Source organism: Bradyrhizobium sp. 153, from assembly GCF_023073835.1.
GTDB lineage: Bacteria > Pseudomonadota > Alphaproteobacteria > Rhizobiales > Xanthobacteraceae > Bradyrhizobium.
Genome location: NZ_JADPKH010000154.1, coordinates 55688 through 78642 on the forward strand (window position 1 = coordinate 55688; position 22955 = coordinate 78642).

Annotated in this window: 15 protein-coding genes and 2 tRNA genes; 14 read left to right on the forward strand and 3 right to left on the reverse strand. The window is 64.6% G+C overall.

Translation table 11 applies throughout. The features are described 5' to 3' along the window. Positions 1 to 122 precede the first annotated feature (122 nt). Positions 123 to 2360 (forward strand): glycosyltransferase family 41 protein, encoded by a 2238-nt coding sequence (locus IVA91_RS35195; protein WP_247419562.1) that lies wholly within the window; start codon positions 123 to 125, stop codon positions 2358 to 2360. A 16-nt stretch (positions 2361 to 2376) separates the two neighbouring features. On the opposite strand, the gene IVA91_RS35200 is transcribed toward IVA91_RS35195, so the two are convergent. Next, positions 2377 to 3411 carry a cysteine synthase A gene (locus IVA91_RS35200; RefSeq protein WP_247419561.1) on the reverse strand — a complete coding sequence of 345 codons (1035 nt, stop codon included), beginning with the start codon at positions 3409 to 3411 and terminating at the stop codon, positions 2377 to 2379. A gap of 772 nt (positions 3412 to 4183) precedes the next feature. On the opposite strand from IVA91_RS35200, the gene IVA91_RS35205 reads away from it, so the two are divergent. From IVA91_RS35205 to IVA91_RS35230, 6 genes are all read left to right on the forward strand, one after another. Then, entirely contained in the window at positions 4184 to 5635 is a 1452-nt protein-coding gene (locus tag IVA91_RS35205) for an efflux transporter outer membrane subunit (protein WP_247419716.1), read from the forward strand. Then, positions 5625 to 7016, forward strand: a complete 1392-nt coding sequence (locus IVA91_RS35210) for an efflux RND transporter periplasmic adaptor subunit (protein ID WP_247419559.1) — start codon at positions 5625 to 5627, stop codon at positions 7014 to 7016. The genes IVA91_RS35205 and IVA91_RS35210 overlap by 11 nt, the downstream gene beginning before the upstream one ends. 37 nt (positions 7017 to 7053) lie before the next feature. Next, a complete protein-coding gene (locus IVA91_RS35215) occupies positions 7054 to 10203 on the forward strand; it encodes an efflux RND transporter permease subunit (RefSeq protein ID WP_247419558.1) in 3150 nt (1049 codons plus the stop codon). After that, the gene (locus IVA91_RS35220; RefSeq protein ID WP_247281068.1) at positions 10203 to 13307 is read left to right on the forward strand and encodes an efflux RND transporter permease subunit; all 3105 of its coding nucleotides are present in this window, start codon (positions 10203 to 10205) and stop codon (positions 13305 to 13307) included. Before IVA91_RS35215 ends, IVA91_RS35220 begins: the two co-directional genes overlap by 1 nt. A 36-nt stretch (positions 13308 to 13343) precedes the next feature. Next, positions 13344 to 14081, forward strand: coding sequence for a tRNA-uridine aminocarboxypropyltransferase (locus tag IVA91_RS35225; RefSeq protein WP_247281069.1), 738 nt, complete (start codon positions 13344 to 13346; stop codon positions 14079 to 14081). A 123-nt stretch (positions 14082 to 14204) separates the two neighbouring features. Continuing rightward, positions 14205 to 14278, forward strand: a tRNA-Cys gene (locus tag IVA91_RS35230). 271 nt (positions 14279 to 14549) lie between these two features. Here IVA91_RS35230 and IVA91_RS35235 read toward each other — a convergent pair. Next, complete coding sequence (locus IVA91_RS35235; protein WP_247281070.1) at positions 14550 to 14702, reverse strand: hypothetical protein; 153 nt, start codon at positions 14700 to 14702, stop codon at positions 14550 to 14552. Positions 14703 to 14928: 226 nt separating this feature from the next. Next, complete coding sequence (locus IVA91_RS35240; RefSeq protein ID WP_247281071.1) at positions 14929 to 15123, reverse strand: hypothetical protein; 195 nt, start codon at positions 15121 to 15123, stop codon at positions 14929 to 14931. A gap of 257 nt (positions 15124 to 15380) precedes the next feature. On the opposite strand from IVA91_RS35240, the gene IVA91_RS35245 reads away from it, so the two are divergent. The 7 genes from IVA91_RS35245 (at position 15381) to IVA91_RS35275 (ending at position 22933) form a co-directional block, all read left to right on the forward strand. Beyond that, positions 15381 to 15641, forward strand: a complete 261-nt coding sequence (locus IVA91_RS35245) for a hypothetical protein (protein WP_247281072.1) — start codon at positions 15381 to 15383, stop codon at positions 15639 to 15641. Between the two features lie 361 nt (positions 15642 to 16002). Next, positions 16003 to 16077 (forward strand) — tRNA-Asn (locus tag IVA91_RS35250). Positions 16078 to 16288: 211 nt separating this feature from the next. Continuing rightward, complete coding sequence (locus IVA91_RS35255) at positions 16289 to 16468, forward strand: hypothetical protein (protein WP_247419555.1); 180 nt, start codon at positions 16289 to 16291, stop codon at positions 16466 to 16468. A gap of 149 nt (positions 16469 to 16617) precedes the next feature. Further along, complete coding sequence (locus tag IVA91_RS35260; RefSeq protein ID WP_247419552.1) at positions 16618 to 17280, forward strand: protein-L-isoaspartate O-methyltransferase; 663 nt, start codon at positions 16618 to 16620, stop codon at positions 17278 to 17280. Positions 17281 to 17482: 202 nt separating this feature from the next. Continuing rightward, on the forward strand, positions 17483 to 18868 hold the full coding sequence (locus IVA91_RS35265; RefSeq protein ID WP_247281128.1) for a TolC family outer membrane protein: 1386 nt from the start codon (positions 17483 to 17485) through the stop codon (positions 18866 to 18868). Between the two features lie 303 nt (positions 18869 to 19171). Further along, complete coding sequence (locus IVA91_RS35270) at positions 19172 to 19930, forward strand: DUF2497 domain-containing protein (protein WP_247281075.1); 759 nt, start codon at positions 19172 to 19174, stop codon at positions 19928 to 19930. Positions 19931 to 20056: 126 nt separating this feature from the next. After that, on the forward strand, positions 20057 to 22933 hold the full coding sequence (locus IVA91_RS35275) for a valine--tRNA ligase (RefSeq protein WP_247419550.1): 2877 nt from the start codon (positions 20057 to 20059) through the stop codon (positions 22931 to 22933). Positions 22934 to 22955 lie beyond the last annotated feature (22 nt).

The window sequence follows — 22955 nt, forward strand, 5'->3', positions numbered from 1 at the left end:
GCTCCCTGCCAGATGCCGCGCCGAGCCCCGGGAAATACCGGGGGGGTTGCCGATGCCGCCGACCAGCCGGCCCGGCATGCGAATCAGCTAGACTCGCTCCGGGCCATTTCCGGAGAGACATCTTGCAGAGCAGCGCCGGCGCGCGCGCATTCCACAATGCGCGCTTGCAGAAGAAATTGAAGAAACAGGCGGATGGCCTCATCTCTGCTGCCGCAAGCGCCTATGGCCAGGGCCGTTATGCCGAGACTGATGCGCTCTGCCGCCAGATCCTGCAGGCTGTTCCGGATCATTTCGATGCCACGCACATGCTCGGCCTGTGCGGGCAACAGGCCGGGCGGCTGGAAGAGGGGCAACAGCTGCTCGAGCGCGCGGTCGCAATCGATCCGCGTTCGCACGAGGCCCACAACAACCTCGCGACCGTGTACTTCGTCCAGCAGAAGTTCGGGGCCGCTCGCGCTTGTCTGGAGAAGGCGATCGCACTGAAGCCGAATTTCGCACCGGCCCTGACCGGTCTCGGCAACACCTTGCTCCACATGAACCTGCCCGAGCAGGCCATCGAGATGTACGATCGCGCCATCGGGCTGAAGCCTGACTATGCCGACGCGCTCTGCAATCGCGGCTTGGCCGAGCTGGCGCTGGGCCGGATCGAGCGCGCCAAGCAGAGTTTCGAGCGCGCCCTGCTGTTTCAGCCGCGTCACGCGGAAGGGCTCGTCGGCAAGGGCGTGGTCAGTATCGAGCTCAAGCACTACGACGAGGCGGAAGCCGCGCTCGAAACGGCCCTCGCCATCAGGCCCCGTTCGGCGAAGGTCCTGGCGCACCGAGGCCGGCTCCATCTTGCGCGGTCGCGCCCCGAACAGGCGGCGTCGGATTTTGATGCCGCACTCGCGCTTGCACCGAACCTCGAGGCAGCCTTGCGGGGAAAGGCGGAAGTCTCGCTGAGCATGGGAAAGACGGCGCAGGCGATCCTCGCCTGCAAGTCGTTGCTTCAGGAAAATCCGCGCTCGGCGGTCGCGTTGGCGCTGCTCAGCGCCTGTTTTGCGAACCAGGGCGAGATCGCAGCGGCGATCGAACATCTCGACGCCGCGCTGGCAATCGCACCGGATCCGGACCTGATTGCGCGGAAGATCTTCTTTCTCGACTATCTCCCCGACGCCGATTTCGCGGTCCAGCAGGGCGCGCGACGATATTGGGGCGAGACGATTGGCGCCAGGGTGCAGCGACGCAAGCTTTCGCCCCGGCAGGTCGATCCGGACAGGCGGATCGTGATCGGCTATGTCGCTGCCGAGTTCTGGTACCATTCGGCGGCATTCGCGCTGCTCCCGGTGCTGAGCCGCCATGATCGCGCCCAGTTCGAGATCATCTGTTATTCTTGCTCGCCGTCACAGGACGCGATGACCGCCAGGTTCAGGTCGGTGGCGGACGTCTGGGTCGATGCCTGGCAGCTATCGGACGAGGAACTCGCCGATCGTATTGAAGCTGACAAGGTCGATATCCTGATCGACGTGTCCGGTCATTCGACCGGCAACAGGCTGCCCGTGTTCGCGCGCAAGCCTGCCCCCATCCAGGTCACGGGCTTCGGACATGCCACGGGAACGGGGCTTCAGGCCATGGACTATGTGCTCGCCGATCCCGTCTTCATCCCGCAGTCTGCACGACATCTGCTGACGGAAAAGGTCTACGACCTGCCGTGCCTGATCACGATCGACCCGATCCTGGATGCGCCGCCTTCAGAGCTTCCCATGCTCCGCAAGGGCCATGTGACCTTCGGCGTATTCAACCGCATCAACAAGATCTCGGACGAGGCCATTCGCGTGTGGTCGCAAATCATGCGCGAGGTGACCGGGTCGAAGCTCATCGTCAAGCATACCCTGCTTGATGATCCGTTGGTGCGCGACGGTCTCCTCGCTCGATTCGTGGCACAGGGCATTGCCGAAGAGCATGTCACCTGCCTGGGCTCGTCCGAACGTGCGGAGCACCTGCGGGCGTTCATGGAGGTCGATATATCGCTCGATCCATTTCCGCAGAACGGCGGCATCAGCACCTGGGAATCGCTCTATGCCGGCGTTCCGGTCGTCGCCAAGCTCGGCCACGGTGCCTCGTCCCGCGCCGGCGCCTCCATCCTGACCGGTGCCGGTCTCGATGACTGGGTCGCCGAGGATGACGAGGGCTATGCGGCGATCGCCCGCAAGTTCGCGGCACAGCCCGGGGATCTGGCGAAGCTGCGCTCGGAATTGCCGGCCCGGACCGCGCATTCGCCGGCGGGCAATGTCGAGATCTATACGCGCAGGGTCGAGGCGGGCTATCGCCAGTTCTGGCGCGATTATTGTGCGGCAGCCTCGGAACGCGTCGAGGTCGCGTAGACCGCCCGCGCCGCTATCAGACGAACGGCGGTTTGATGTTGCTGCGCTTCTCCAGCCACTCGGGCACCGGAAGGTTCTTGGCGCGCATGAAGTCGGCGTTGAACAGCTTCGACAGGTAGCGGCTGCCGGAATCGCAGAGCACCGTGACGATCGTCTTGCCGGGCCCGAGCTGCTTCGCAAGGCGCATCGCTCCGACGATATTGATGCCGGTCGAGCCGCCGAGGCACAGGCCTTCGTGCTGGAGCAGCTCGTAGATCGCACTCACGGCTTCGGCGTCGGGAATGAGATAGGCGTCATCGACCTTGGCTGTCTCCACGATCGCGGTCGCGCGGTTCAGTCCGATGCCCTCGGTGATCGAGCCACCCGGCGTCGCCTTGGGATCGCCGGTCCTAAAATATTCGTACATGCCGGCGCCGTGCGGATCGGCACAGGCGATGCGGATGCTCTTGTTCCTCTCTTTGAGGTAGCGGCTGACGCCGGCGAGCGTGCCGCCGCTGCCGACCGAGCAGACAAAGCCGTCGACCTTGCCGCCGGTCTGCTCCCAGATCTCAGGTCCGGTGGATTCGTAATGCGCCTTGGCGTTGTCGAGATTGTTCCATTGGTCTGCGAACAGCACGCCATTGGGTTCGGTCTTGCGCAGCTCGTTGGCAAGCCTGCGGCCGACATGCTGATAGTTATTGGGATTGGCATAGGGCAGGGCCGGCACCTCGATCAGCTCGGCGCCGCACAGCTTCAAGAAATCCTTCTTCTCCTGGCTCTGCGTCTCCGGGATCACGATCAGCGTGCGGTAGCCGCGCGCGCTCGCAACGACCGCGAGACCGATGCCGGTATTGCCGGCGGTCGCCTCGACCACGAGGCCACCGGGCTTCAGCTCGCCACGCTTCTCGGCCTCCAGGATCATCCATTTGCCGGCCCGATCCTTCACCGACTGGCCGGGATTCATGAACTCGGCCTTGCCCAGGATGGTGCAGCCGGTCAACTCCGAGGCGCGCGTGAGCCTGATGAGCGGGGTGTTGCCGATGGCTTCGACAACGTCGTTGTTGATGGTCATGTCGGAGGAAATCACTGGCAAAGGGTTGATCAGGTTGGCCAGAACCTAGTGCTTGGGAGCCAAAAGGGAAAGGCTTTTGCGCTGCGGCGAAACCAGCCGAAGCGTCCGCCGCAGCACTGGATTTTGAGAGGGTAGAGCGGGCGATGATGTGCTCGGCCACGAGGGCGCGATATCAGGGAAGGATATCCCTGGCATCTATGAGAGTGCAGAAGATAACGGTCGCAAGAGTGGCTGCCGCGTCGATCTTCGCCTTCAGCAGGATGTCTCGATGCCGAAAGCGTCGATGGGGCGTGGAAGTTTGAGGAGATATCTACACGACGGAGACGGGCTCGTTTTCGGCCAATGACGACATCGTGAGACCAGCCGGCCAGGCGCCGAGACTGAGCTGAAGCCGCATGACGCCCATTGCGAGCGGTGCGCCCGGATCGGGTCGCGCCGGTGTGACGGCAATATCACATGAAATCTTAGTAAGCTTGAACGCGCTCCAGGAGGGGTCCGGAATTCAAGAAATCGCTGCCAGACAGGGACATTTCGCATTTGGCAGGTTCGATAGACGCTTGTCCGAGCCGCCCATCTCGCACCTGCGGCACTGTCCCGCCGTTGCGCACCCGGCTAGTATGAGTCTGAGGTTCCGCAGAAAGCATCACGCTGTGAACGAGTTGTCCAACGCCCCCCGACTCTGCCGCCGCGAATCGGTTAACCCGGCTTCGCGGTGGCGGCTCGATCTGCCCGGCGGGGGGTGGATGTGACACAGGATGTTCCTGCGATCGCCATGCGGCGATCTCCAGGGTCTGCGCCCCGGACGCGGCGCGCAGCGCGCTGGCTTGTGGCACTGTGTCTCGCGGCGAGTTCGGGCGCTTGCGTGCTGACGCAGGATCTTCCCGATCCGGCGCTCGATGTTCCCACGCAATACAAATACGCCGGCAAAGGGGATACGCCGCCATCGCTGGATTGGTGGCGTGGTTTCCGCTCCACGGAGCTGACGCAGCTCATGGAGGAGGCGCAGACCGTCAACCTCGACATCGCCGCTGCGGTCGCGCGCATCGTCCAGGCCGACGCCCAGGCGCGGCAGGCGGGCGCGGCGCTGCTGCCGAGCCTGTCCACGGCCGGATCAGAAACCTATTCACGCACCTCGGGCTCCAGCGCCTCCGGCCTGTCCATCGGCGGGCGCGAAGTCGTCAACTATTCGGCCTCGCTGAGCGCGAGCTACCAGCTCGACTTCTGGGGCCAGAACCGCGATGCGCTGCAAACGGCCGAGGAGACGGCGAACGCCAACCGCTTCGATCGCGACACGGTCGCACTGACGACGCTGGCGGCCGTCGCCAATGCCTATTTCCAGGTCCTGGCCTCACAGGACCGCATCAGGACCTCACAGCGCAACATCGCGAGCGCGCAGCGCATCCTCGATGCGGTGAGGGAGCGGCGCAGGGCCGGCACCGGCACCGATCTCGACGTCGCCCAGCAGGAGAGCGTGCTCGCGAACCAGAAGGCGCTGGTGCCGCCGCTGCGCCAGACGCTCGACCAGAACATCAATGCGCTGGCTGTCTTGGTATCGCGTCCGCCGGAGAGCGTGCGCGTGCTCGGCGGCTCGCTCGACCGGATCGCGATCCCCCGCGTCACGCCCGGCCTGCCGTCGGAGCTCCTGACGCAGCGGCCGGACATCCGCCGGCAGGAGGCACAGCTCGCCTCCGCTACCGCAAACATCGGCAATGCCCGCGCGCAATTCTTTCCGACGATCCAGCTGACCGGCAATGGCGGCTATCAGAGCTCGGCGCTGGTCTCGCTATTCCAGCCGCATGCCGCCTTCTTCCAGCTCGTCGGCAGTGCCACGCAGCCGATCTTCGACGGGGGCAGGATCCTCGGCAATTTCGAACTGGCCAAGGCGCGGCAGGACGAGCTGCTCCAGACCTACCGCAAGACCATCGTCCAGGCTTTTGCCGACGTCGACAACGCGCTGTTCTCGATCAAGCAGACCACGATCAAGCTGCAATTGCAGCGCGACGTCGTTGCCGCCTCGCGCCGCGCCTTCGATCTCTCCGAGCAGCAATTGCGCGCCGGCACCGCCGACATCGTGACCGTGCTCAACACCCAACTGACCCTGTTTCAGGCGGAAGACGCGCTGTCGCAGGCCCAACTCGCACGGCTCCTCGCCATCGTCAGCCTGTACCAGGCGCTCGGCGGCGGTTGGGAGCCGAGGATGGAGAAACCGGTCAATGCTCTTTAAGCCGGAGACTAAGAAGGACGCGACGGAGGGCACGGCGAAAAAGTCGCGCGGCCGCGGCCTGATCATGACCCTGATCACGCTCGCGATCCTCGGCGGCCTCGGTTATCTCGGCTGGACCGTCACGCATCAGCAGCAAGCGAACAACCGCAACCAGCGACCCGATCTGCCGGTGCCGGTGCTGGCGGCAAGCCCGCGCATCCAGGACGTGCCGGTTTATCTCGATGGCGTCGGGGCGATCCGCGCGCTCAATACCGTGACCGTGCGCTCGCAGGTGGATGGCAAGCTGATCGCGGTCAATTTCACCGAAGGCCAGGACGTCAAGAAAGGCGACGTGCTCGGCGAGATCGATCCGGCGATCTACCAGGCCCAATACGACCAAGCCGTCGCGAAGAAGGCGCAGGACCAAGCCCAGCTTGCCAACCAGCGCATCGACCTTGCGCGCTACGAGCAGCTTGCCGCCTCCAATGCCGGCTCGAAGCAGCAGGCGGACACCCAGCGCGCGCTGGTAGCCCAGACTGAGGCGCTGGTGAAGGCGGATCAGGCCGCGATCGACAATGCAGCGGCGACGCTGAGCTACACTAAGATCGTGGCGCCGATCTCGGGTCGGGCCGGCCTACGCCAGGTCGACCAGGGCAACATCATCCATGCCTCGGACACCACAGGGCTCGTGGTGATCACTCAGCTGCAGCCGATCGCGGTGTGGTTCAGCTTGCCGCAACAGCAGATCATGCGCGTCAACGCCGCGGCGGCGAAGGGGACGCTCGCGGTCGACGTGTTCGGCAATGACGGCATCACGGTGATCGATACCGGCAAGCTCACCGGCATCGACAACCAGGTCGACCAGACCACTGGCACGCTCAAGCTCAAGGCGGAATTTCCCAACGCCAATTACCAGCTCTGGCCGGGCCAGTTCGTCAATGTCCGCCTCAAGGTCGAGACCTTGACGCAGGCGCTGGTGGTGCCGACCTCTGCGGTGCAGCGCGGTCCGATCGGGACCTTCAGCTATGTCATCGGCGAGGACAACGTCGTCTCAGCCAAGCCCGTGACGGTGACGCAGCAGAACGAGCATGATGCCGTGATCGCCAGCGGCCTCTCGCCGAATGACAAGATCGTCACCACGGGTTTTGCCAATTTGTCCGACGGCTCCAAAGTGATCGTCGGCCGCGACGACCAGACCCCCTCGGCCGATCTAGCCCCGCGCAAGCGCTCGCGCGGGCCGGACGCTCAGAAGAAGGATGGTGCCAAAGAAGGCCAGAAGGAGGGACAAGGCAACGAGGGCGAGTTCCGCACCAAGCGGAAGAGCAGCGAAGGCGATCAGAAGGGGCAGACCGGACCGGCACCGGGGCCGGGCGCATCGGGAAGTGGAGCCAAGCAGCCATGATCCCGACAACAGCCGCCTGAAGCGGCAGGCGTAACCCATGGGTGTCTCCGAACCCTTCATCCGACGGCCGATTGCGACCTCGCTGCTCGGCATCGCGCTCTTGATCGGCGGTGCGCTCGGCTACTTCGCGCTGCCGGTCTCGGCGTTGCCGCAGGTCGATTTCCCGACCGTGCAGGTGACGACGCAGCTGCCGGGTGCGAGCCCCGACGTGATCGCCTCGCTCATCACCGCGCCGCTCGAGCGGCAGCTCGGCCAGATCCCGTCGCTGTCGGCGATAAACTCGACGAGCTCGTTCGGCGTCAGCCAGATCTCGCTTCAGTTCGACCTCAACCGCGATATCGACGGTGCGACCCAGGACGTGCAGGCCGCGATTAACGCGGCGGCCGGTGTGCTGCCCAAAACGCTGCCTTATCCGCCGACCTACGCCAAGGTGAATCCGGCGGACGCGCCGGTGATGACGCTGGCGCTGCGCTCGGACACGATCTCGCTGCGCGTGATGAGCGACATCGCGGACACCATTCTGGCGCAACGCTTGAGCCAGATTTCCGGCGTCGGACGGGTTTCGGTGCTCGGCGGGCTGAAGCCGGCCGTGCGCATCCAGGCCGATCTGGCGCGGCTGGCCGCCTATGGCATCGCCATGGAGGACCTGCGCACGGCGATCGCCAATGCCAACGTCTCCGGGCCGAAGGGATCGCTCGACGGCGCGCAACAATCCTACATCATTGCCGCCAACGACCAGATCGCCGCGGCGGACGCCTACAAGCCCGTCATCATTGCCTATCGCAACGGCTCGCCCGTGACCATCGCCGACGTCGCGCAGATCGTCGACGGCCTCGAGAACGACCGCACTGGCGGCTGGTACCAGGGCACGCCGGCGGTCATCATCGACATCCAGCGCCAGCCCGGCGCCAACGTCATCGACGTCGTCAGCCAGATCCGCGCCGAGATCCCCAAGGTGCAGCGCGCGATTCCTGCCGGCGTGAACCTCACCATCGTCTCCGACCGCACCGTCACCATTCGTGCTTCGGTCCATGACGTGCAGTTCACCTTGATCCTGAGCGTCGTGCTGGTGACCCTGGTGGTGCTGCTGTTCCTGCGTTCGCTACGGGCTACGTTGATCGCAGGCGTGGCGCTCCCGCTATCGCTGATCACGAGCTTCGGGATCATGTATTTTGCCGGCTTCAGCCTCGACAATCTCTCGCTGATGGCGCTGACGATCGGCACCGGCTTCGTCGTCGACGACGCCATCGTCATGATCGAGAACATCGTCCGCCACATGGAGAATGGCGAGAGTGCGATGGAGGCCTCGCTGAAGGGCGCCAGCGAAATCGGCTTCACGGTGATCTCGCTGACGGTATCGCTGATCGCGGTCTTCATTCCGCTGTTGTTCATGTCCGGTCTCGTCGGGCGCATGTTCCGCGAATTCGCGTTGACGCTGACCATCGCCGTCGTCACCTCGGCGGTGGTCTCGCTGACGCTGACGCCGATGATGTGCTCGCGTCTGCTTAAAGCCGCCCACGAGGAGCTGGCGGTGCCGGGCCTCGCCGCTGTCAGCCGTTTCATCGACCGCACCGTCGAGGCCTATCACCGGACGCTGCTGTGGGTGCTGGAACGCCAGCGCGCCACCTTGGTCGTAACCTTCGCCACGCTGGTTGCGACCCTCGTCCTCTATGTCGTCGCGCCAAAGGGCTTCCTGCCGCTCCAGGACACCGCCTCGATCACGGCGGTGACGGAGGCCGGGCCCGACGTGTCGTTCGCGGAGATGCAGAAGCGGCAAGCCGAGGCCGCCGCCGCCATCAAGGCCGATCCCGACGTGGTTGGCGTGGTCTCCGTGATCGGGGCGGGCTCGGTCAACCCGACCACCAATGTCGGGCGCCTCGTGATGACCTTGAAACCGCGCGGCGAACGGCGCGACGATGTCGCCGCGGTCGTGATCCGCCTGAAGGAGAGGGTATCAGGCATCCCCGGCATGACGGTCTATTTCCAGCCGGTGCAGGACGTGCAGATCTCGACCCAGTCGAGCCGCTCGCAATACCAGTACACGCTGACCGGCACCGATGCGACGCTGGTCTCGGAATGGGCGGGCAAGCTGGTGGCGGAGATGCGGCGGAATCCGCTGTTCCGTGACGTCTCCTCGGAGGCGCAGGAAGGCGGGCTGCGGGCGCAGCTCGACGTGGATCGCACGCGGGCGGGGCAACTCGGCGTCAGCCTCCAGGCCATCACCGACACGCTGAACGACGCCTTCGCGCAGCGGCAGATCTCGACTATCTACGGCCAGGCCAACCAGTACCGAGTCGTGCTGGAGGCGCTGCCGATGTACCAGCGCGACCCTTCGATTCTGTCAAAGCTCTATCTGCCGGGCGCCGCGAGCACCACCGTCGGCGCGCCAAGCGCCCAGGTGCCGCTGTCGGCCGTGGCGACGCTGAAGCGCACCACGGCGCCGCTCGCGATCTCGCACCAGGCGCAATTCCCCTCCGTGTCGCTCAGCTTCAATCTTGCGCCGGACGCGGCGCTGGGCGATGCCGTCGAGGCGGTCAAGACGATCGAGACCCGGATCGGCATGCCCAACAGCATCGTCGGCGTCTATGCCGGCGATGCCGCCGAATTCGCCAAGGCGCTGGCCGGCCAGCCCTGGCTGCTGCTTGCCGCCGTCATCACCATCTACATCGTGCTCGGCGTGCTCTATGAGAGCTACATCCACCCGATCACCATACTCTCGACGCTGCCCTCGGCCGGCGTCGGCGCTATCCTGGCCCTGGTGCTGTGCGGCCAGGATCTCTCGGTGATCGGCCTGATCGGCATCATCCTCTTGATGGGCATCGTCAAGAAGAACGCGATCATGATGATCGACTTCGCGCTGGAGGCCGAGCGCAGGCAGGGCATGTCGCCGAACGAGGCGATCGTGCAGGCCTGCCTCTTGCGCTTCCGTCCGATCATGATGACGACGCTGGCGGCGCTGTTCGGCGCGCTGCCGCTGGCGATCGAGAGCGGCACCGGCGCCGAGCTGCGCTTTCCGCTCGGCATCTCCATCATCGGCGGCCTGCTGCTGAGCCAGTTACTGACGCTCTATACCACCCCCGTGATCTACCTCGCGCTCGACCGCATCAACCGCCGCCTCGAGCAGGCGCTGCCGCCGGCCGAATCCGGCGGCCCGCCGATTGCCGGCGCGACCGAGGGGATGCAGTGATGGCATCGATCTCGGAGCCCTTCATCCGCCGCCCGGTCGCGACCACGCTGCTGTCGATCGGGTTGTTCCTGCTGGGTGTCGTCGCCTACCAGTTCCTTCCCGTTGCCTCGGTCCCGAATGTCGACTTTCCCGCCATCTTCGTCTCTGCCAGTCGCCCCGGCGCCGATCCGTCCGTGATGGCCGCGACCGTGGCCTCGCCGCTGGAACGGCGGCTCGGCGAGATCGCCGGCATCAACCAGATCACGTCCACAAGTTCGCTCGGCACGACCAACATCCAGCTCCAGTTCGACATCGGCCGCAACATCGACAAGGCCGCCCGCGACGTGCAGGCAGCCATCAACGCCTCGCTCGTCGATCTGCCCAGCGACCTGCCGACGCTGCCTCGCTTCCGCAAAGCCAACACGGCCGGCGCGCCCGTCTTCGTGCTCGCTTTGACCTCGAAGACGCTGTCGGCCAGCGCGATCTACGACGTCGCAGATACGGTCATCGCGCAGCGTATCTCACAGGTGCCTGGTGTCGGCGACGTCACGGTCTCCGGCGCCGACCAGCCGGCCGTGCGGGTGCAGCTCAATCCCGTCGCGCTGTCGAATGCAGGTATCGCCACCGACGACGTCAGGACCGCGATCATCAACGCCAACCCGCTCGGTCCCGTCGGCATCTTCAACGGCGAGCGCCAGAGCGAGACGCTGGCCCTCAATCGGCAGATGCGCACGGCGAAAGAGTTCCGCGACATCGTCATCAAAAGCTCCAACGGCAATTTCGTGCGGCTGTCCGACGTCGCCGATATCGAGGATTCCGTCCGCAACGCCCGCTCGATCGCCTGGTTCAACAAGCAGCCGGCGGTGCTGATCCAGATCACCAAGCAGGGCGACGCCAACGTCATCGGCACGGTCGATCGGGTGAAGGCGCTGATCCCCGCGCTGAAGCAGTGGATCCCGGCCGGCGTCGAGATCTCGACCCTGGTCGATCGCACCGGTACGATCCGCGCCAGCGTCCTGGATATGCAATGGACCTTGCTGGCAACCGCGCTCCTCGTCATGGTCGTGGTGTTCGTGTTCCTGCGGCGGCTGACGCCGACGATCGCAGCGGGCATCTCGGTGCCGCTGGCGCTGGCCGGCACCTGCGCCGGCATGTGGGTCGCGGGCTTCTCGATCGACAATCTCTCGCTGATGGCGCTGGCGATCTCCGTCGGCTTCGTGGTCGACGACGCTATCGTCATGATCGAGAACATGTTCCGCAATCTGGAGCACGGCATGCGGCCGTTTCGGGCGGCGCAGGAGGGTGCGAAGCAGATCGGATTTACCGTGGTCTCGATCAGCCTGTCACTGATCGCAGCGTTCACGCCGTTGATCTTCATGGACGGCATCGTCGGCCGTCTCCTGCGCGAATTCTCGCTGACGCTGACCTTCGCGATCCTGGTCTCGACGCTGGTGTCGCTCACGGTCACGCCAATGATCTGCGCCCATTACATCCGGCAGACCACGTCCGGCACCGCGACGTTGTTCGACCGCCTGATCGAGGGCTCGCTGTCGCGCATCGTCGCCTTCTACACCCGCACTCTGCGCACCGTACTGGAATTTCCGCTGCTGACGCTGCTCGTATTCTTCGCCACCATCGGCCTCACGGTGACGCTCTACATCAAGGTGCCCAAGGGCTATTTCCCGACCGATGATTCCGGTTTCATCATCGGCGCGACCCGCGCTTCGGCCGACATCTCGTTCCAGTCCATGCTCGGCCTCCAGCAGCGGCTCGCCGACATCGTGATGCAGGATCCGGCCGTCGCCGGCATCGGCTCGACCGTCGGTAGCGGCGGCGGCCCGGGGGCGGCGACCTCGAACCGCGGCACCATGTTCATCAGCCTGAAGCCGCCGGAGGAGCGCGAGCACGTCTCGACGCAGGTCGTCATCGACCGTCTCAGGCGCGCATTGTATCCCGTGCCCGGCATCCGCCTGTTCATGTTCGCCGCCCAGGACGTGCGCGCCGGCGGGCGGCAAAGCGATTCCGACTACCAGTACACGCTGACCAGCACCGATCTCGGCCTGCTGCAGAAATGGGCGCCGATCGTGGCCAAGCGGATGGAAAGCATCGAGGGCATCACCGATATCTCCAGCGACCGCGATCCCGGTGGGCTCCAGCTTACGCTCAGCATCGATCGCCAGAAGGCCTCGGCGCTGGGCGTCAGGGTCCAGGACATCGACAATGCGTTGAACAACGCTTTCGCGCAGCGGCAGATCGGAATCATCTACACCCAGCGCAACCAGTACATGACCGTGCTGGAGATCGACCCGAAATTCCAGGTCGATCCCTCCAATCTCGATCGCATCTATGTCGCCGGCGCCGGCGACGCTCAGGTCCCATTGTCGGCCGTGGTGCACGCAACGCGCGGACTTGCCGCGCTCGCGGTTTATCACTCGCAGTCGTTCCCCTCGACGACAGTCTCGTTCAACCTCTTGCCGGACGTGCCGCTCCAGGCCGCGACGCAAAATATCCAGCGTGCGGTCGAGGAATTGCACATGCCCGAGGGCATCCGTGGCAGCTTTGACGGCAATGCCGGCGATTTCGCCAAGACCAGCGGGCGTCAGCCGCTCCTGATCCTCGGTGCGCTAGTCGCGATGTATATCGTGCTCGGCGTGCTCTATGAGAGCCTTGCCCACCCGCTCACGATCATCTCCACGCTACCGTCAGCCGGCCTCGGCGCGCTGCTTGCGCTTCAACTGACCAATACGCCGCTGACCGTGATCGCCTTCGTCGGCATCATCCTGCTGATCGGCATCGTGAAGAAGAACGGCATCATGATGGTCGACTTCGCTCTCGATGCCGAGCGCCAGCGCGGATTGTCGTCGGCGGAGGCGATCTTCGAGGCCTGCCAGGCGCGCTTCCGCCCGATCCTGATGACGACAATGGCGGCGCTGTTCGCCGGCATTCCGCTGGTGGTCGCGACCGGCCCCGGCACGGAGCTGCGCCGACCGCTCGGCATCACCATCATCGGCGGTCTGTTCGTCTCGCAGATCCTGACGCTCTACACGACGCCAGTGATCTACCTCCTGATCGACCGTCTGAGACGGCGAACCGCGCCGCGCCCGCTGCCCGCGCCGGCGGAATAGGTTGTTGAAGCGTCGCTTGGAGCGTATAGCGGCGCCATGTCCAACCAGCCCGACACCGCTGCCGCGCCGACCGAGCCGATCCCCGAATGCCCGCACTGCCAGAAGCCGATGCCGCTGTGCATCTGCGACACCGTCACGCCCATTGAAAATCGGCTGTCGCTCCTGATCCTCCAGCATCCGCAGGAACAGGACAGGGCGCTCGGCACCGCGCGGCTGCTCGCTAAGCATTTCGTAGATGCCACGCTGCGCGTTGGCCTGTCCTGGCCGAGCCTGTCCAAGGCGCTGGGCCGGCCGGTCGAGAATGCCGCGCGGTGGGCCGTGCTCTATCTCGGCTCGGCTCGCGCCGCCGATCTCGAGGCCGAGGGCGAGATCGTCGCGCTCAACCGCAAGGGTGAGATCGCGGACAACCAGCGCGCGATCCTCGGCAAGCTCGAAGGCGTCGTGCTGCTCGACGGCACCTGGAGCCAGGCCAAGGCGCTGTGGTGGCGCAATCCCTGGATGCTGAAATGCCAGCGCGTGATCCTGAACCCGGCGCACCCCTCGCGCTACGGCCGCCTGCGCAAGGAGCCACGCCGCGACGGTCTTTCGACCATCGAGGCCGCGGCGACGATCCTCGCGGCCGTCGAGCGGCGTCCCGATATCGCCGACACCCTGCACGCCAGTTTTGAACGACTGTTGACACGCTACCGCGAGGTCCAGGCCGAGATGCCGGAACTGGCGCCCAAACCTGCCCCGAAGGGCCGCCGCGACTTCCGGCGTCGCAAACGAGCCTGACCCAAGCCTACATCGTGCTGCGCGTTCTCGCCTGCATCTACCAACCGACCGATGGGTAAAGGGACAGCTGGCCCATCGGGGTTGCCTAAACCCTTCATCCCCTATATTGCTCCGGCCTTACGGGGCCACGTGGCGGAGTGGTTACGCAACGGTCTGCAAAACCGTGTACACCAGTTCAATTCTGGTCGTGGCCTCCATTACAAGCTACGGAAACTGCTTGTAGACTTCATTCGGTCTCAGTTCCGCTGATCCGGCCGGCCAGCGGATTGCAAATTCTAGGTAGCGGCGCACAGCAAGACCGGTCCCACCGAGTTCGCGACAGTACGGCGGCCCGCTGATGTCTCTGGGCCGAGATTGCTGTTCGAAACGGCTCTGCGACGAGAGGCGTGTCGGTCAGTCGCGGTGACCCCCGGGCTAGTCTAGGACGCGCCGAAGCGCCCCCGAAGAGAATGGATTCTCCACCTAATCCTAGTGCAGCACGCGGGCGGCTTCGGCGAGCCGGACTTTCTCTCTGAGATCTTCAAGTTCCTCGATTGCGTCTAACAACGCGAGCAGCTTGTCGCGGGCAGCATGTGTCAAATTGGACTTCGGACGCTTTGAAATACGAGCTCGCTGTCCCATCAGTGCACGCCTCCATGCTTGGGCAGGTCCAATAGGCAAGGAGCGTGCCTGTCCCGCAAAACCACGCCTATCAATCGAGCGCTGGAAAGATCGTGGGTGGCATCGTCCGATCTATCCCGAAATCCGAGCTGGAGGGAGCTCGACTCATTCGTGGGGCGCGCGATGCTTAACAGCATCGTTCAAAAATCCCGCAAGGGCGGGACGCTTCCGTTTACGATGAAGGTAGTCAGCAGGCTGCGTACCAGCCGTCCGGAAAGGGGAGGAGAGGCCAGGCGCCCTCATTATCATTGGCGGCCCTGGGCGTTGCGACGCACGACCACGAACGGGGCACGAATTCCTCCTTCGGCGCGGGCGTGCAATCTTCGTGAATCATGGCGCCCCCGACGGCATCCAGCAGCAAGTTGAATTCGGCTTCGCTCATCGCACCCTCCGGAAAGCAGACGGCCCAATATCGCAAAGCCGGCTTGTTTCCCGATTGACCCGGTCGTTCGCATTTTAACGATCCGGCGCTCGGGTCCCGATTGGTTAGCGAGTCCTGAAAATCCCCTTGGAACTTAGGTTCCTGAGCCTTGCCCGCAGTGTGAAAGAAGTCACATCGCCCCGGCTTTATTTCTCGCAAACGTTGTCGCGACCCCGGCCAACGCCGCCGGGCGGGCAGAGCAGAACGGGAGAGCGGTCATGAAGGTGAGGTTCTTGCGGTTTGCAATTGTGAAGAGCCGGGCGCGCCGCGCCTCGACGGTCGGGCTTTTCCTGACGATGTTTGCCTCCGCCGCCCATGCGCAGGGAACGCCGGAGCAGCGCCGGGCCTGCACGCCCGACGTCTACCGTCTCTGCGCCGGCGAAATCCCCAACGTCCGTGCCATCACCGCGTGCCTGCGACGTCACCGGGCCAGCCTGAGCGAAGCGTGCCGCGGCGTGTTCGACCAGGCCGGCGGGTAGTCGTCTCTGTGGATTTGTGCGCAGCAAGTGGCGTGCGCGCCACGCAAATCTGTTGAATCCGCGCTTGTGAATATGCTGCGGACAGGCTGTTGAGTGATCGAAAAGCCAACGTCGGTCCGCACGCGTCGATCCCAATGACGGAACGTCTCGGACTACGTTTTGCTCCATCGGAGCTTCGCCTCTACAGAAATTCTGACTTAGCGCATTGTCCGGCCACCTCATCCCAGTCAGAGGGGACGAGAAACCTAAGTTCGCCGCCTGCCATTATTGCGAACGCATTGCGAAGGACGACGAATTCGTCCTTTGCAAGCGCAACTGGCTTTGTTATACGCAGCCGCGCGCGAACGACTGGTTCGCCTTTTCCTCGGTAGCTCAGCGGTAGAGCATCCGACTGTTAATCGGATGGTCGCTGGTTCGAATCCAGCCCGGGGAGCCAAATTTTATCGCCGGTTCAATGAGTTGCGATAGCGCCGTCATGTGCCGCGCGATTTCGTTGCGGCAATATCTGAACTGCTTCCACGATCCTGGCGCGCAATCAAACTCAACCAGACGTGTGCAATAGCGCCTTGGCGCCATGAGGACGGCGCCAAATCGACTCAATTCAAATCGAGCTTGCCCCGTGCCGGATCCTTACGGAGCTGATTCCCATGCCAGACATCCAGATCGACCGTTCTCAAAGGGGACCCTCGATCCTGCCGGCCGACATTCCCGAACTCAGCGACGACGAATGCATCGCTTGTCTTGCGCGTGCGGTCGAGGCACCCGATTCGGCACGGCTGGACGAGGTCGCCGCTCTGATTGGCCGCCTCGCGGTGGCGATCGAATGATGCGTCCCGCACCCTGATCCTGATGCGGTGAGCTGCGCAAGCCCATGGGGCTCCTCGCGGCCAACGGCCATGTTGCGTTTTCGGCGGGCATGTTTCAAAGATGCCGCCAATTCATCTCCGCGGCATCGTCCGCATTCCAGGGTCCGCAAATGTCCGGTTTCTCGACTGCGCGCCAAAAAATGGTCGATGGCCAGGTGCGCACCAATGACGTTACCGACCGTCGTATTCTCGATGCCATGCTTACGGTTCCGCGCGAGGCCTTCGTGCCGGCCAGCAGGCAGGCGTTGGCTTATCTCGACCTCGACCTCGATGTGAGCGAGGGCGGCGCCAAGCGGTTCCTGATCAAGCCGCAACTGACCGGCAAGCTGCTCCAGGCCGCCGAAATCGGCCAAGGAGACAATGTGCTGATCGTCGGCTGCGCGACGGGCTATCTGGCCGCGCTTGCCGCCAAGCTCGCGCGCCAGGTCACGGCGACGGAATGTGATCCGGGCCTGGCGGCGAAGGCCAAGGACGCCTTCGCTGCCCTTGGGCTCGCCAACGTTACCTGCAAAGTCGCCTCCTGCAGCGAGGGTGATCCGTCCACCGCTCCTTATGACGTGATCGTCCTCAATGGCGCTGCCGAGATAACCCTGGAGGGGCTGCTCGGGCAGCTGAAGGAAGGCGGGCGCCTCGTGGGAGTGTCGGCCGAATCCAGGCCGCCGCGGGCCATGATCGTGACAAAGACTCATGGTGAATTCGGCCATCGGGCGTTGTTCGACGCCGCCGCCCCGGTCCTTCCCGGGTTGGAACGGGCCGCCGCCTTCGTTTTCTGAGGCCCGGAGCCGAAAAATCCCGTTCTGAATCAGAAGTGTGGCCGGGATGCTGCACGTGAAGAGTTTCCACCGAGAACTACCCTGAGGTGGTTCCGCCGCGACAATCCCCGTCCTATGTTGCGGCGGGGCAACGACTCCACTCGGTAGACGGTACCCAGCTCGCGGGCACGAGCCGGGCGTTAGAATGAACGGAATTTCAGGGATGCATGGGGTGAAGCTCTTCACCGGAGCTGCGGTTTCGGTCCTGCTGCTGTCGCTAGCCGGGCCGACGCCTGCCTTGGCGGACACGATCGAGTCCGCGCTGGTGCGCGCCTATCAGAACAATCCGCAGCTCAACGCACAGCGTGCCCAGGTGCGCTCGACCGACGAGAACGTGCCTCAGGCATTGTCGGGATATCGCCCCAGAGTCGCGCTGACGGCGAGCGCCGGTTATCAATATCAGGACACGCTGACCGCGCCGGGCAGCGCCCCAATCAATGGCACCACCGTTCCCCGCAGCGCGGGCCTGACGGTTTCGCAGACGCTCTACAACGGCAACCAGACCGCCAACAGGACGCGCGCGGCAGAGAGCCAGGTGTCCGGTGCTCGCGAAGCGCTGCGCAGCCTCGATCAAAGCGTGCTGCTTCAGGCTGCAACGACCTACATGGACTATCTGCGCGATGCCGCCACGCTGGAAGTCCAACGCAGCAACGTGCGCGTGCTCGAGCAGACGCTGAAGCAGACCCGTGACCGCTTCAATGTCGGCGAAGTGACGCGTACCGACGTCGCCCAATCGGAAGCGCAACTCGCTGCCGGCAGGACGCAGGCGCTTACCGCCGAAGCCAATCTCACCACGACGCGCGCGAATTTCCGTCGCATCATCGGCAACGAGCCGACAAACCTCGCGCCGGGCTCTCCGGTCGACCGGTTCCTGCCTGCGACGCTCGCGTCGGCCGTCGAGCTCAGCTTGGTCGAGCATCCCAACGTCACGGCCGCAATGTTCGGCATCGACGTCAACTATCTGCAGGTCAAGGTCGCCGAAGGCGCGCTGCTGCCCACGGTCACGTTGCAGGCCAGCGCAACGCAGGCCAATGAACAGTCGCTGATTCAATACAGGTCGTTTAGCGCAGCCGCGGTCGCACAGGCCTCGTGGCAGCTCTATGATGGCGGCAATCAATATGCGCTGATCCGTCAATCCAAGGAAAACCTGGCGCAGCAGCGTCTCAATCTCGAAACCACGCGCGACCAGATTCGTGCGACCGTGGTTCAGTGGTGGGGGTCGTTGCAGGCCGGTAAGGCGCAGGTGCAGTCTGCGCAGGCGCAAGTTGCGGCATCCGAGATCGCGCTGAATGGCGTGCGCGAAGAAGCCAAGGCGGGTCAGCGCACCACGCTCGACGTCCTCAACGCGCAGCAGGCCTTGGTCAACGCGCGCGTCGCGCTGGTCACCGCGCAGCATGACCGCGTGGTTGCATCCTATAACGTTCTCGCGGCTGTTGGCCGCCTGTCGCCGCAGGTGCTCGGCCTCGCGACCACGGTCTACGATCCCTCCGTGCATTACCAGCAGGTCCGCGACAGCTGGGCCGGTGTACGCACGCCTGACGGACGCTGATGTCCGTAGTGATCCGGTCGGTCTCGCGAAGTGCCGAGGCCGACTGGCGCTTTGCTTGCAATCATCAAAATCCCTGACATAGCCTTGCCAAGAAGATGCGGGTCGATTCGCCCGTATCGATGCCGTGTGCGTAAAGCTTGAGTGCCGGGGGCAGGGGCGCACCGCCGCACGTTGAGCCGTGATCTGGGGACAAGTCGGGCTGCTGCGACGAAAATCGTCGGGCCGCCGGTCCGGAACCGGCCAATCCTGCCGTGCTTGGTGTAAAACAACGCATGCGAGGGCGTTGATGATGTGGAGTCGGAGATGACGCAGCCTGCAAAGGTTACAGAACCCTCGATGGAGGAGATTCTGGCCTCGATCCGGCGCATCATCGCCGACGATGAGGCCAAGCCTCCGCCGACAGAAGCCGCAAAACCCGAGAAGGCTGCGGCGCCCGCCGCGCCAAAGCCGCAGGCGATGAACGACATTCCGCCATCCAAGGTCGCTCCGCCCAAACCCGCCGCCGAGAAGCCCGCACCGCCGCAGGCTGCAAAGCCGGCGCCGCCGCCGTCCGCAGCTGCGGCGGACGCATCCAATAGCCAAGACGACATCGACGCGCTGCTGGCCGGGCTCGACGCAGCCACGCCTGCGCCGGAGGTCCGCGCTCCCGAGCCGGAGCCGGAGCCCGACGTGCTCGAGTTGACCGACGAGATGGCGATGGACCCGACACCGCCTCCGCCGCCACCCACCTTCCACAAGGTCGAGCCGCGCGACGATCTCGAATTCACGGAATCGCCGCAGCCGCGCCCCCCGTCGCCGCCGTCCTACACGCCGGTGGACTACGATGCGCCGCCGGTGCCGCCGCAACAGCCGATCCTGGCGCAATCGACGGTCTCCGCGGTCGAATCTGCCTTCAACTCGCTGGCCCACACGGTTCTGAGCAGCAATGCGCGGACGCTGGAGGATCTGGTCAAGGAGATGTTGCGTCCGATGCTGAAGTCCTGGCTCGATGACAATCTGCCGGGCCTGGTTGAACGCATCGTGAAGGCCGAAATCGAGCGAGTCTCGCGCGGCGGCCGCTGAGGAGGGCCGTGCGGCCAAGATAAAGCCCTGCTCCGGCGTCATATTCGGCCTGCGGCCCGGGCCGAAAACGCCTGTCGTCGAGCTTCCCGTTGACTTGAACCGCGCGCGCGGCTTTCTAACAGCCCCATGATCGAGAAAAATTACCAGCCCGCCGATATCGAAACCCGCATGTCCGTGGTGTGGGAGGACAGCCTTGCCTTCAAGGCCGGCCGCCCCGACCGCCGCGACGCGGTGCCGTTCACCATCGTGATCCCGCCGCCGAACGTGACGGGCTCGCTGCACATGGGCCACGCCCTCAACAATACGCTTCAGGACATCCTGTGCCGGTTCGAGCGCATGCGCGGCCGCGACGTGCTGTGGCAGCCCGGCACCGACCATGCCGGAATCGCGACCCAGATGGTGGTCGAGCGCCAGCTGATGGAGCGTCAAGAGCCCGGCCGCCGCGAGATGGGCCGCGAGAAGTTTCTGGAGCGGGTCTGGCAGTGGAAGGCCGAGAGCGGCGACACCATCATCAATCAGCTCAAGCGACTCGGCGCGTCTTGCGACTGGTCGCGCGAGCGCTTCACCATGGACGAGGGCCTGTCGAAGGCCGTCGTCAAGGTGTTTGTCGAGCTGCACCGCGAGGGGCTGATCTACAAGGACAAGCGGCTGGTGAACTGGGACACCAAGCTCTTGACCGCAATCTCCGACCTCGAAGTGCAGCAGGTCGAGGTCAAGGGCAGCCTCTGGTATCTGCGCTACCCGATCGAGGGCAAGACCTTCAGCCCCGAGGATCCCTCGAGCTTCATCGTCGTCGCCACCACGCGCCCCGAGACCATGCTCGGCGACACCGGCGTGGCCGTGCATCCCGATGACGAGCGTTATCAGAAGCTTATCGGCAAGAACGTCATCCTGCCGTTGGTCGGTCGCAAGATCCAGATCGTCGCCGACGACTATTCGGATCCGGACAAGGGCTCGGGCGCGGTGAAGGTGACGCCGGCGCACGACTTCAACGATTTCGAGGTCGGTAATCGCCGCGGCCTGCGCCGGATCAGCGTCCTCGACAGGGAGGGTTCTCTCGATCTCCTCGACAACGAGGATTATCTGCGTGACTTGCCGGAAGGCGCCGGGCAGTTCGCCGAGGAATTCCACAAGGTCGACCGCTTTGTCGCACGCAAGCGCATCGTCGAGCGATTGGAATCGTTCGGCTTCGTCGAGCGGATCGAGCCGCACACCCACATGGTGCCGCATGGCGATCGTTCGAACAGCGTGATCGAGCCGTATCTGACCGATCAATGGTATGTCGATGCCAAGACGCTGGCGAAGCCCGCGATCGCGGCGGTGCGTTCGGGCGAAACGACGTTCGTGCCGAAAAACTGGGAAAAGACCTATTTCGAGTGGATGGAGAACATCCAGCCCTGGTGCATCTCGCGCCAGCTCTGGTGGGGCCACCAGATCCCGGCCTGGTACGGTCCGGATGGGAAGGTGTTCGTCGCCGAGACCGAGGAGGAGGCCGTCAGCCACGCGCTCGGCTATTACGTCGAGCAGGAGGTCATCACGGCCGAGCAGGGGCGTGAGATGGCGCTCGATCGCAACAAGCGCGAAGGCTTCATCACGCGCGACGAGGACGTGCTCGACACTTGGTTTTCGTCGGCGCTGTGGCCGTTCTCGACGCTCGGCTGGCCCGACGACACGCCCGAGGTGCAGCGCTATTATCCGACCAATGCGCTGGTGACCGGCTTCGACATCATCTTCTTCTGGGTCGCCCGCATGATGATGATGGGCCTGCACTTCATGAAGGAGGTGCCGTTCTCGACCGTCTACATCCACGCCCTCGTCCGCGACGAGAAGGGCGCCAAGATGTCGAAGTCGAAGGGCAACGTCATCGATCCTCTCCATCTGATCGACGAATATGGCGCGGACGCGCTCCGCTTCACGCTGGCCGCGATGGCGGCGCAGGGCCGCGACATCAAGCTCGCCACCAGCCGCGTCGAGGGCTACCGCAATTTCGCGACCAAGCTCTGGAATGCTTGTCGCTTCGCGGAGATGAATCACTGTGCCGTTCCCGACGGCTTCGAGCCGGCGAAGGCGAAGCAGACGCTGAACCGCTGGATCGCGCACGAGAGCGCGCACACCACGCGCGAAGTGACCGAGGCCATCGGAGCCTATCGCTTCAACGATGCCGCCGGCAGCATCTACCGCTTCGTCTGGAACGTCTATTGCGACTGGTATGTCGAGCTCGCCAAGCCCGTGCTGCTCGGTCCCGACAGTCCCGCCAAGGACGAAACCCGCGCCATGGTGGCCTGGGCGCGCGACGAGATCCTCAAGCTGCTGCACCCCTTCATGCCCTTCATCACCGAAGAGCTGTGGGAGGTGACGGCGAAGCGCGATGGCCTGCTCGCATTGGCGCCGTGGCCGCTCAAGCCGGTTGAGCCGACGCCGGAGCAGCTTGCGATGCTCGCCGCGACGACGGGACCGACCGATCCGCTCGTCTCGCCGGCCTGGGTGCTGCCGATCTTCGACCATGCCGACTTCAGCGATCCCGCGGCCGAGGCCGAGATCGGCTGGGTGATTGATCTTGTCACCCAGATCCGTTCGGTGCGTGCCGAGATGAATATCCCGCCGGCGACGCTGACGGCGCTGGTGCTCGTGGGCGTTTCGGCAGAGACGAAAGAGCGCGCGCCGCGCTGGACCGACGTCATCAAGCGCATGGCGCGGCTCTCCGACATCTCTTTCGCCGACCGCGCACCTGACGGCGCCGTTCAACTGCTTGTGCGCGGCGAGGTGGCCGCGCTGCCGCTGAAGGGCGTAATCGACGTCGGCGCCGAGCGCACGCGTCTCGACAAGGAGATCGGCAAGGCCGACGCCGACATCAAGCGCGCCGAGTCCAAGCTGGCCAACGAGAAGTTCGTCGCCAACGCGGCCGAGGAGGTCGTCGAGGAGGAGCGCGAAAAGCGCGAGGCGGCGCTGGCCCGCAAGGCCAAGCTGCTGGAGGCGCTGGAGCGGCTCAAGCAGGCGTCTTAATCTGGTCCTCATTCCGGGGCGG

Excerpts from the sequence above, each read along its gene's own strand:
- IVA91_RS35235 (WP_247281070.1), bottom strand. The coding sequence starts at position 14,702 with ATGGGACAGCGAGCTCGTATTTCAAAGCGTCCGAAGTCCAATTTGACA.
- IVA91_RS35225 (WP_247281069.1), top strand. The coding sequence starts at position 13,344 with ATGTCCAACCAGCCCGACACCGCTGCCGCGCCGACCGAGCCGATCCCC.
- IVA91_RS35245 (WP_247281072.1), top strand. The coding sequence starts at position 15,381 with ATGAAGGTGAGGTTCTTGCGGTTTGCAATTGTGAAGAGCCGGGCGCGC.
- IVA91_RS35220 (WP_247281068.1), top strand. The coding sequence starts at position 10,203 with ATGGCATCGATCTCGGAGCCCTTCATCCGCCGCCCGGTCGCGACCACG.
- IVA91_RS35240 (WP_247281071.1), bottom strand. The coding sequence starts at position 15,123 with ATGAGCGAAGCCGAATTCAACTTGCTGCTGGATGCCGTCGGGGGCGCC.
- IVA91_RS35210 (WP_247419559.1), top strand. The coding sequence starts at position 5,625 with ATGCTCTTTAAGCCGGAGACTAAGAAGGACGCGACGGAGGGCACGGCG.
- IVA91_RS35205 (WP_247419716.1), top strand. The coding sequence starts at position 4,184 with ATGCGGCGATCTCCAGGGTCTGCGCCCCGGACGCGGCGCGCAGCGCGC.
- IVA91_RS35200 (WP_247419561.1), bottom strand. The coding sequence starts at position 3,411 with ATGACCATCAACAACGACGTTGTCGAAGCCATCGGCAACACCCCGCTC.
- IVA91_RS35265 (WP_247281128.1), top strand. The coding sequence starts at position 17,483 with ATGCATGGGGTGAAGCTCTTCACCGGAGCTGCGGTTTCGGTCCTGCTG.
- IVA91_RS35215 (WP_247419558.1), top strand. The coding sequence starts at position 7,054 with ATGGGTGTCTCCGAACCCTTCATCCGACGGCCGATTGCGACCTCGCTG.
- IVA91_RS35275 (WP_247419550.1), top strand. The coding sequence starts at position 20,057 with ATGATCGAGAAAAATTACCAGCCCGCCGATATCGAAACCCGCATGTCC.
- IVA91_RS35255 (WP_247419555.1), top strand. The coding sequence starts at position 16,289 with ATGCCAGACATCCAGATCGACCGTTCTCAAAGGGGACCCTCGATCCTG.
- IVA91_RS35260 (WP_247419552.1), top strand. The coding sequence starts at position 16,618 with ATGTCCGGTTTCTCGACTGCGCGCCAAAAAATGGTCGATGGCCAGGTG.
- IVA91_RS35270 (WP_247281075.1), top strand. The coding sequence starts at position 19,172 with ATGACGCAGCCTGCAAAGGTTACAGAACCCTCGATGGAGGAGATTCTG.